Below are 10,640 nucleotides of genomic sequence, written 5' to 3'. Positions count from 1 at the left end.
AACCCGACGTATAAATCACATACGCCGGCTGCCGCACATCCACCGACACCACAGGAACAACCGACGACAACCCCACCAACTCACCAGCCAAAGCACCCACTTCCAGAACCCGCACCCCGGCGACACCGGGCAATGCTGCGCCTGGAGACGACTCGGCAAGCACCAACACCGCGCCCGAATCAGCCAGCATGTGCGCGAACCGCTCAGCAGGGAACCTCGGATCCACCGGCACATACACACCACCCGCATGCACCACACCCAACAACGCGACCAGCCACTCCACACCACGCTCCAACGCCACCGCCACCCGCTGCCCAGGCCGCACCCCCGCACCGATCAGAAAACGCGCCAACCGCGCCGCACGACCATGCAACTCCGCATACGTCAACGTCACCTCATCAGTAATCACCGCAGGCAGATCAGGAGTCCGCTCCAACTGAGCACGGAAGATCCCCGCCAGCGTCAACCGCTCCGACTGCTCCTCACCCCGCCCCCACCCCTCCAGCAGTCTCCTGGTCTCCTCGGGGTCCAGCGTGCCGGCCTCCGCCATCGGTCGGTCGGGAGCGGCGACCAGTTCGCCCAGCAGTGTGCCGAGGGTGTGGGTGAGGCGGTCCATCGTGGCCGGGTCGAAGAGATCGGTGCTGTACTCGACGGATCCCGTGAGGCCGCCTTCGGCGTTGTGCCAGAACTCCAGTGTGACGTCGAACAGGGCCGCCTCACGCGGGAGTTCGACGGTCGAGGCGTGGATGCCCGGCAGTTCGGGAACCCCGGCCGGGGCGTTCTGCAGGACGAGCATGACCTGAATGAGCGGGGGCCTGCTCGGGTCACGTTCGGGGAGTACGGCGTCCACGACCCGGTCGAACGGCACCAGTGCGTGGTCCAGCGCCTGTCGCACACTCTCCCGCGCGCGGTCGGTGAACTGCGCGAAGGTCAGCGCCTCGTCCACATCCGCACGCAGCACCAGCGTATCGACGAAGAAGCCGACGAGGTCGGCGAGTTCGGCGCGGTCCCGGCCCGCGCTCGCGGTGCCGAGCACGATGTCGCGCCGGCCCGACCAGCGGGCGAGCAGCAACTGTGTGGCGGCGGCGAGCGGCGCGAAGAGAGTGGTGCCCCGTGCCCGGCCGACGGCGGTGAGTCCCCGGACGGTTCCGGCCGGCACGTCGAACAGCCGTCGTGCACCGGCGGAGGTGCGGACGGCGGGGCGCGGCCGGTCCGTGGGAAGCTCCAGCGGCATGACACCGGCCAGCTCCCGCTTCCAGTGGGCCAGCTGCTCGTCCACCTCCGGTTCACCCTGCCGGTGACGCTGCCACGCGGCGAAGTCGGCGTACTGGATGGCGAGTTCAGGCAGCCCGGCGGCCTCAAGCACAGCCTCCGCACCCGCGCCCTGGCCGGCGCCCGCGCCCGCACCCGCACCCGCACCCGCACCCGCACCCGCACCCGCATCGACGGACCCCACCGCACAAGCAGCCGCGTACAACGCGCCCAGCTCCCGCGCGATCACCTCCATCGACCAGGCGTCGGCGGCGATATGGTGCGCGGTGAGTACGAGCAGCTGATCGTCGGGCGCGGTCCGTACCAGCAGCGCGCGCAGTACGAGACCGGACCCGAGGTCGAAGGGCGCGGACACCTCCGCACGCAGTATCCGGTCGAGCCGTCGCGCGTGGTCGTCCCCCGGGACATCGGTGACCGGCAGCGGCACCGGTGCCGGGTCACCGATGATCTGGAGCACCTGGCCGTCGACTTCGGTGTAGGTGGTACGCAACGGCTCGTGCCGGATGACGAGCGCGCTCAGCGCGGCGGCGAGCGCGTCGGTCCGCAGCTCGCCGGTCAGCCGCAGCGCTGTGGCGCAGTTGTACGCCGCCCCGCCCGGTTCGTACGCGTCCAGGAACCACAGCCGCTGCTGCGCGGACGAGGCCACCAGCGCCCCGCTCCGGTCGGCGCGGACGATCGACGCCCCGGCCCCCGCCGCCATCCCGGCGCCACCACCGCCACCGCCACCGCTGCCACTGCCGCTGCCACTCTCGGTCAGCCCCGCGGCGTAGCCTGCGTACGCGGCGATGGTCGGGTGGTCGAAGAGCGCGGTGGAGGTGGGCGTGAGGCCGAGCCGGCGTTCGACCTGGAAGGCCATCCGCAGACCGGAGATGGAGTCGCCGCCGATGGCGAAGAAGTCGTCCGTCACACCGATCCGCGTCCGGCCGAGCACGTCCTCCCAGATCTCGGCGAGTTCCGATTCCAGGGCGGTGCGCGGTGCCGCGTACGGGGTGGACTCGGCCCGGTCCGCGCCGCCGACAAGGTCACCGGGCGCGGGCAGCGCCCTGCGGTCCACCTTGCCGTTGGGTGTCAGTGGTAGCCGCTCCAGGGCGAGGTAGACGGTCGGCACCATATGGACGGGCAGTCGGCCCGACGTGTGCCGGCGCAGCTCGGCGGAGCCCGGATCCGCCTCGGAGCGCACCGGGACGTAGTGGGCGACGAGTTGGTCCGTACCGGCGTTCCCCGCCAGGGTGACCACCGACTGCAGGACTGCCTCGTGCTCGGTCAGTACGGTCTCGATCTCGCCCAACTCCACGCGCAGGCCACGGATCTTGACCTGGCCGTCGGCGCGGCCGATGAACTCGTGCTCGCCTGCCGGCCCGAGTCTGACCAGGTCGCCCGTGCGGTACATCCGGGATCCAGGGGGGCCGTACGGGTCCGCGACAAAGCGTTCGGCGGTGAGCCCGGGGCGGTTGACGTACCCCCGGGCGAGGCCGTCGCCCGCGATGCACAGTTCGCCGGTACCGCCCTCGGGCACCGGTCGCAGCTTCTCGTCCAGGACCATGACCCGGGCGCCGTCGATGGCCCGGCCGATGCCGGGCGCGACCGTGAGTTCGGGGGTCAGCGGATCGCTGAGGGTGACGGTGACAGTCGCCTCGGTGGGGCCGTACATATTGATCATCCGCCGGCCGTCGGCCCAGCGGGCGACCAGTTCCGGCGGGCAGTTCTCGCCGCCGGTGGCCAACGCGCGCAGGTGTGGCAGCTCGATCGGTGGTGCCACCGTGGCCAGCACGGACGGCGGCATCATGGTGTGGGTGACGGCCGCGTCGGCGAGCAGGGCTCCGAGCGCCTCACCGACGGCCTGGGTGGGGCTCTCCGGCAGGATCAGCGTGGCGCCGGCGTACCAGGTCTGCACCAGGTCGGCGATGGAGACATCGAAGTTGGGCGAGGCGAACTGGAGGACGCGGCTGTCCTCGTCGATGGCCAGCGCCGCCACATGGGCGAGCGCGAGGTTCCCGAGGCCGCGGTGGGTGACCGCCACGCCCTTGGGGGTGCCGCTGGATCCGGAGGTGAACAGGATGTAGGCGGTGTTGTCGAGGTGCGTGGTGACGTCAGGCGCGGTATCGGGGCCGTCAGGGACCACCCCTGTCAAGCTCTCCAGGAACAGGGTGTCGGGAGCGTTGTCCGGCCGTGTCCCCGGCCCGCCGTCGCTGATCACCAGCTCGATCCCGGCGTCCTCCACCATGAACGACAGCCGCTCGGTGGGGTAGTTGGGGTCGAGCGGTACGTAGGCTCCGCCCGCCTTGAGGATGGCGAGCAGCGAGACGATCAGCTCGGGGCCGCGCCGCAGACAGACGCCGACCCGGGTCTCGGATCGCACACCCCGGGCGGCGAGCAGGTGCGCGAGTCGGTTGGCGCGCCGTTCGACCTCGGCGTAGCTGAGCCGGACCGTGCCCCACTCGACGGCGGTGTGGTCGGGTCGGCGCGCCGCCCGGCTCTCGAACAGCCCGTGCAGGGTGCGGTCACCGGCTGTCCGACGGCCGTGCGTAAGGGAGTTGTTGTCTGAGTTCATGTCGAGACCCCATGGAGCGCCGAGAGGGAGGGTGGCCTGTGCCGCGTGCGGGATACCGATCCGAGGGGAGAGCGAGCACCCAACGCACCCGTCCACTCACCCTGAGTGACGATGCGGTGCGTGCGTGACCGCCAGATGCGCTCCGGTGGCGCGCGCATCTGCCCTCTGTGTGTTCGCCGGCTGATTGACCCGCCGTGGCCGGCCGCTTGGCGCGGCCGGGCACGGCGGTGCTCAGTGTGGTTGAGCCGCGACCGGCTGGCGCAGCAGCGTACGGCCGCTGTACTGGAGGACGCGTATGTCCCCGGTGGTCGCGTCCTTGAGGAACCTGCCGAGGAACACGCCCGCGTCCCCCGGTCGGCTGGAGAAGACCAGATCGCTGTGGGAGGCGGCGGAGTCCCGCGCGCCATTGGGGAGTTCCAGCAGTATGTTGCGGTCGTCGAGACTGACCGTCACGGCGAGGTCGCCATTGCGGTAGGTGCCGGCGCAGTCCGCGAAGCCCGCCGTGGATCCGGGGGACGGCGGCACCACGCTGTAGACACCGACGGGGAGGCCCGCGGACCGCAGTTCGCGGAGTACCGCCTCCCAGAGCCCTTGTCCGGTGGCCGAGTTGGTCGTCAGCGCGACCACGGTCCCCCGTTTCGGGTGGATACGCAGCTGGCAGGTGGTGCCGTCCAGCGTTCCGTCGTGGCCGAGCCAGCGGTCCTCCGCCGGACCGAAGTGGCCCAGGCCCAGACCCCAGCCGTCGGCCAGCCCGAAGGGTTCCGCACCGGCGACGGGCCGGGCCATCTCGCGCAGTGTCTCGGAGTCGGCCACGGCGTCCCTGTCCAGGTCACCGGGGTCGTCCAGGTGCAGTTGGGCGAAGCGTACGAGGTCGGCGGCGCTGCCGGCGAGGCCGCCCGCGGGGGTGAAGCCCGCGTCGGCGGAGCAGCGCACCGAGTGCACCACCCGGTCGCCGCCGGGGGTGGTGTGTGCGGTGTGTCCGGACACCGCGCGGACCGGCTCGCCGTCCTGCGGGGTGCCGGGCAGCAGGCCGATGCCGGTGCCCAGCGGTGCCAGCAGGTAGTCGCGTACGGCCTGCCACCAGGTCAGTCCGGTGGCGGCCTCGACGACACGGCCCGCGATGCCGTAGCCGACGTTGGAGTAGGAGAAGGAGCCGGGGGCGGGCCAGAGCGCGGGCGCGTCCGCCGGGCCGGTGGCCAGGAAGCCGGTGAGCCAGCGGCGCAGCGAGGTGGCGTCCCCGTCGTCGTGGTCGGACGGTAACCCCGCGGTGTGGCTGAGGAGTTGACGGAGCGTGGCGCCGAGTCCCGGGTGGCCCTCGGCGGCACCCCGTTCATCGAGCCAGGTGCGCACCGGACGGTTCAGGTCGAGGTCGCCGTCGGAGACGAGCTGGAGTACGGAGGCCGCGGTCAGCGCCTTGGTGACGGAGCCGTAGGGGAAGGCGGAGTCGCGGTGCACGGGGCGTCCGCCGCCGTACTCCTCCTCGCCGAACTCCCAGGTGCGCAGGGTTCCTTGGTGGTACACCGCCAGCTGTCCGCCGACCACTCCGTGCTCCTCGCCGAGGCTGCCCAGACAGCCCAGACGGTCGAGGGGAAGGCTGAAGGGAGCGCCACTGACCTTCTCTTCCGCGATGATCCCCAACACTGCGAACAAGCTCCTTCTTCACTGTGCGAAGTCCGGCGTGTACCGCGCGGCACGGCGGCCGACCGCTTCGGTTACGCGCAGTCGACCGCACGAAAAGGATTCTTCAGCAGAGGTGAAGGCTCGAACAAGGATTTAAGTGCTGTTGTAAACACCCAGCCCAGAGGCCTGATCACCAAGTCTTTCAAGGGCGGGGGCCGCCTCCTGACCCCCGCCTCGTCTTCATCTGTCAGCCGCGGCCGACCCCGGTCGGCGGCCGTTTGCGCAGCACGGACCTCAGCGGCAGCAAGTACCCCGCCCCCGCGGTGACGACCACGGCCAGCACCACCAGTCCTGCCTGGGACGGCGGCATGTAGGGCAAGGAGCCGGTCGTCGCGAGACTGAAGGCCAGGAGGGGAACGAGCGCGGTCACCGTACCGACCACCAGCCCCACGAGTACCACGGTCATCGCCTCGATCCTCAGCATCCAGCGGATCTGCCGCCGGCCCGCGCCCACGAGGCGCAGCAGGATCACCTCCTGACGGCGGCCGACCATGATGAGAACGAGCGTGCTGAGCACCGCGATGATCGTGAAGCCGCCGATCACACTCACCGCGACCAGTGAGATGACCTGGCCGACGCCGCGGTCCTCGGTCCGCAGATGCTCGCCCTTCGGCTGCTCCGCGACGGTCGCGCCGGGCGCGGCGCCCGACAGCACCTCCCGCACCGCCGCTGTCACGTCCTGGGGGGCGGCTCCGGGGGTCACACTCAGCAGGACGCGCGTGTTGAGCGGCGTGGCCATGTGCGGCGCCAGTTCGGCGGGGGCGAACAGGAAGTCACCGAGCGCCAGGGACCGTTCGTACACCGCGGCCACCGTCAGCGCCACGTTCGCGCCGTCGCCGTAGCGCACGGTGACCTTCGAGCCGACGTCCAGGTCCAGCGAGCGCGCCCGCTCCTCGCCCACGGCGACGGTGCCCGCGCGCAGGTCGTCCAGATCGCCCGAGGTGACCTTCGGATCGATGGTGGCGGGCAGCGCCGCGGGGTCCAGGGCCATCACCGGCAGCCGGTCCAGCCTCGGCTCCCCGGCTTCCTTGCGGGCCAGTACGACCGTACTGTGCAGCACTCCGGTGGCCGCCGCCACCCCGGGCACCTCCTTGACGCGGCGCACCGTCACGTCCGGGATCCCCGGCCCGTCCGTGGTGATGGCCAGTTCGGCCCGCATGGCCTGGCCCGCCTGTCGGCCACCCTGTGTGTCGAGGGTCGCCCCGGCCGAGAGCTGCACCCCGGCGAAGGCCACCACGAGCACGATCGGGGTGATCGCGGCGCCCAGCCTGCGGGAGTTGGCCCGGGACGCGGCGGCGGCGAGATAGCCGCCCGCACCGCCCAGCCGCTCCGCGGGCACACCGAGTACCCGCATGGCACCCCACGCGATCCAGGGCCCGAGCAGCGCGCACGCGATGACCAGGCAGACGGCCGCGGTGCTGGCCGCCATCGCGGCCAATTCCCCGAACTGGAGGACCGCCGTGCCGGCCGCACCACACCCCAGGACCAGCATCACGACGCCGGTGACGGCCCGGCCGCGGCCGAACTGTTCGGCCTCGCTCTGGGCCTCGCCCATCGCCTGTGCGGGGCGCACCTTGGCGATACGGCTACAGGCGATCGCGGCGGCGATCCTGGCCACGAGCACCGTCAGAGCGCCGGTGGCCAGCGGGGCCGCGTACATCCAGAAGGGGGCGGGGAGTTCGAGCCCGATCGGCACGGCGCCGCGCGTCCGCAGCATCTTGATCAGCGCCAGGAACACCGGCGCCGCGCCGATCGCGCCGGCCACGGCGGCGGTCGCGGCCACCACATTGACCTCGCGGCCGACCATGGCGCGCAGTTGCCGGGGGGTCGCGCCGACCGCGCGCAGCAGCGCCATCTCGCGGGAGCGCTGGTGGATCGCCTGGGCGACGGTGCTGGAGACCACGAGCAGGGCGATCAGTACGACGAGCGCGCAGACCGACCCGAGCAGTGCCAGCAGACTCATCCGGCTGGGGGCGGAGGTGACGAACTCCGGTTCGCCGCGGCCGTTTCCGGTCAGGACGCGCAGGGAGGTGTTGTCGTCCTTGTAGCGTGCGTCGGCGGCGGCGCTGGTGGCCGGCCGCGCGCCGTCCAGCGCTTCCCGCAGCCGGGGGTGGAGCGTGTCGGCGCTGACGCCGGGGTCGGCGAGCACCCCGATGGCGTCGGTGGTCTCCGGGTGCCCGGCGAGGAGCCGGGCCCGCTCGTCGCTGAAGAAGACGGTGCCCTGGTTGCCGAGTCCGCTGTCGTCGGCCCGTCCCCCGGGGGCCGCGATACCGGAGACGCGGTAGGTCTCGGGCGTGTCCGTGGACTGGAGCCGTACGTCGTCGCCGACCCGGACACCGGCCCGTTCGGCGAGGTCACCGTCGAGGACGACCTGGTCCGGACCCGCCGGGGCGCGGCCGTCGCGGAGGGTGAACGGCGCGAGCGCGGCGGCGCGCCAGGTGTGCCCGTAGACCGGGGAGGCGCCGGAGTCGCTGTCGGGGCCGATCACGAGCGAGCCGTCGGCGCGGGTCAGCGCGACCGGGAAGGTGTCGTCGGCGATGGCCGCCCGTACGCCGGGGACGGCCTCGATCCGGGGCAGCACCGAGCGCGGCACCCGTACCCGTTCGGTGAGCGCCGCCGTCTGCGTCTGCTGCTTGGATCCCCAGGGCTTGGCGGTGTAGCGCGTCTCCTGGTCGCCTGCGACCACCGCCGCGGCGGCGCCGTAGCGCTCCACGCTCGCGTGGCCGAGGGCGGCGGAGAGTACGGCGAGACCGAAGCTGCTGAGCACGAGCGAGGTGAGCAGCAGGGCCGCGAACACCGCCGTCCACGCCCTGGTGTGGGTCCGCATCGAGCGGTCGGCGAGGAAGCGCGCGATATGGCGTGTGCGGGCCGGGCTGTCGTGGTTACGGGCCAGCTCGTCCGGGCCGGATGGCCGCGCCGGGTCGGCGCCGGGGAGCGTACTGGATCCGATCGGCATGCTCCTCACCCCTCCCTGAGCTCTGTCAGCATCCGGGTCACGGTGTCCGCCTCGGGGCTGGGCAGCCGGCCGACGATCCGCCCCGCCTCGATGAACAGGGCCTCGTCCGTCCAGGACGCGGCGTGCGCGTCATGGGTGACCATCACGACGGTGTGCCCCTGCCGGTCCACCGCGTCGCGCAGGAGGACGAGCACATCCCGCGCGGTGACCGGGTCGAGCGCCCCGGTCGGCTCGTCCGCGAAGATCACGGCGGGGTTGGTGACCAGCGCGCGGGCGATGGCGACCCGCTGCTGCTGACCGCCGGAGAGCCGCAGTGGCGAGTCCTCGGCCCGGTCGGCGAGCCCGACCGACTCCAGTACCTGGAGGGCGCGTTCACGTACGGCGGGGCTGTCGGGGCGCTCACCGGCCAGCAGCAGGGGCAGCGCGGTGTTCTCCCGGACACTGAGCGAGGGCACCAGATTGAGCGCCTGGAACACGAAGCCGATCCGCTCCCTGCGCAGCCTGGTGAGCGCGGACTCGGTGAGCCGCGACAGGTCGATGTCGCCGAGCCGTACCGTGCCGGAGGTGGGCTGGTCGAGGCCGGCGGAGCACTGGAGGAAGGTCGTCTTGCCGGAGCCGGAGCGGCCCATGACCGCCAGGAACGTACCGCGTTCGACGGTCACACTGACTCCGTCCAGGGCGTTCACGGGGGTGCCGCCCCGCCGGTAGCGGCGCGTGACCGAGTCAAGTGTCAGCGCCGCCGCGGGGTGGGCAGCGCCACTGTTCGAGGCCCCTCGGGTGCCGCTTCTCGCCGTGGCACGTTTCCCCGTGCGAAGCCTGACCATGTGTGTGCGCCTTCCAGGCTGTACGGCCGAGGCCGTGTTCGTGCCGACCGGCCGACCGCCCCGCCGGATGGCTTGTTCATCCTGTTGAGAACGGTACGGAGGGGACGGCTCCGGCACGATGGAGCGCACACCCGTCCTGGGGTTCAGCCTGCGTCACCCCGGCTGGGGTGACGGACGTACCTCGCGCGCGGGCTGTTCGGATTACCGTGATCCCCGGGGCCGTCGTCCGCGGACGCCCGTCCCGCCCCGGACGACCGTCCTGCCCCCAGGGAGCCCGCCGTGCGTGATTTCTCCACCCAGCTCCAGCGTTCCTGGCACGACACGTACTATCTGGTGCTCGCCCTGCCCGTGGCGTCGATGTGTTTTCTGATGGCCGCCGCCGTACCGCTGGGGCTGATCTTCATGGCGCTCATCATCGGCGCTCCGGCCTGGCCCGATCTCGTGCGATTACTCCGCAGACTGGCCGGATACGAGCGGGTACGGGCCGGTACCCGGCTCCGGACGCCGGTCGCCGAGCAGTATCTGCCGCTCGACGGTGTGCCCGCGGACCGGCTGCGGCTGTCACTGACGGACCCCGGCACCTGGCGCGACGCGCGCTGGCTGCCGTTGCAGATCCTCATCACCCTGCTGTTCTGTGTGGTGGCGATCCTGGTGTGGGTGGTCGGTCTGGTGGTGGACGGGCTCAACATGGGGGTGGGCGGCGCCGTCGCACAGCGCCGCGAGGACATGTACGGCACGCCCGCCAAGCCGCGTACCCCGCTGGTGCTGCACCGGCTCGGCACGCTCGCGGACACCCAGGCCGCGTGGAGCGCGGCGCTGCTGCGTCCGAAGCCGTCGGCACGGCTGGTGGACCGGATCGCGGAGCTGTCGGAGAGCCGGGCGGGCGCGGTGGAGGCCCACAGCGCCGAACTGCGCCGTATCGAGAGGGACTTGCACGACGGCGTACAGGCACAGCTGGTGGCGCTGTCGATGCGGATCGGGCTGGCCAAGCAGCTGGTGCGGACGAACCCGGACGCCGCGCTGGCCCGGCTGGACGAGGCGCAGTCGGGCCTGGAGAGCACGCTGGCGGATCTGCGTCATGTGGTGCGTACGGTGCATCCGCCGGTGCTGACCGACCGTGGGCTGGCCGGCGCGGTCCGCGCGCTGGCCGCGTCCTCGGAGATCCCGGTGGAGATGGGACTCGGCTCGGTGGAGAACTCCTTCCGGCTGCCGGCCGCGGTCGAGGCGGCGGCGTACTTCGTGGTGGCCGAGGGGCTGACCAATATCCGGAAGCACTCGGGGGCCACCCAGGCGTCGGTGCGCTTCACCCGGGGCAACGGCATACTGAGGGTCATCGTGGCCGACAACGGCCGCGGTG

At 72.0% G+C, this 10,640-nt stretch carries 5 protein-coding genes; 1 reads left to right on the top strand and 4 read right to left on the bottom strand.

Annotated features, from left to right (window positions below; all coding sequences use genetic code 11):
* From AB0M67_RS41295 to AB0M67_RS41280, 4 genes are all read right to left on the bottom strand, one after another.
* Positions 1–3,823 (bottom strand): amino acid adenylation domain-containing protein (locus AB0M67_RS41295; protein WP_365753337.1); only part of this gene is annotated, 3,823 nt, incomplete at its 3' end.
* Between the two features lie 231 nt (positions 3,824–4,054).
* Complete coding sequence (locus AB0M67_RS41290) at positions 4,055–5,464, bottom strand: serine hydrolase domain-containing protein (protein ID WP_365753336.1); 1,410 nt, start codon at positions 5,462–5,464, stop codon at positions 4,055–4,057.
* A gap of 226 nt (positions 5,465–5,690) precedes the next feature.
* Entirely contained in the window at positions 5,691–8,459 is a 2,769-nt protein-coding gene (locus tag AB0M67_RS41285; RefSeq protein WP_365753335.1) for an ABC transporter permease, read from the bottom strand.
* A 5-nt stretch (positions 8,460–8,464) separates the two neighbouring features.
* A complete protein-coding gene (locus AB0M67_RS41280) occupies positions 8,465–9,283 on the bottom strand; it encodes an ABC transporter ATP-binding protein (protein ID WP_365753333.1) in 819 nt (272 codons plus the stop codon).
* Positions 9,284–9,562: 279 nt separating this feature from the next.
* Between AB0M67_RS41280 and AB0M67_RS41275 the strand changes: the two genes are divergently transcribed.
* On the top strand, positions 9,563–10,640 hold a 1,078-nt coding region (locus tag AB0M67_RS41275), incomplete at its 3' end, for a histidine kinase (RefSeq protein ID WP_365753331.1).

This window comes from Streptomyces sp. NPDC051662, assembly GCF_040681655.1.
GTDB lineage: Bacteria > Actinomycetota > Actinomycetes > Streptomycetales > Streptomycetaceae > Streptomyces.
This window is presented reverse-complemented; position numbering and strand designations above follow the sequence as displayed.

Coding starts and splice junctions, on each gene's coding strand:
- AB0M67_RS41285 (WP_365753335.1), bottom strand. CDS start 8,459: ATGCCGATCGGATCCAGTACGCTCCCCGGCGCCGACCCGGCGCGGCCA.
- AB0M67_RS41280 (WP_365753333.1), bottom strand. CDS start 9,283: ATGGTCAGGCTTCGCACGGGGAAACGTGCCACGGCGAGAAGCGGCACC.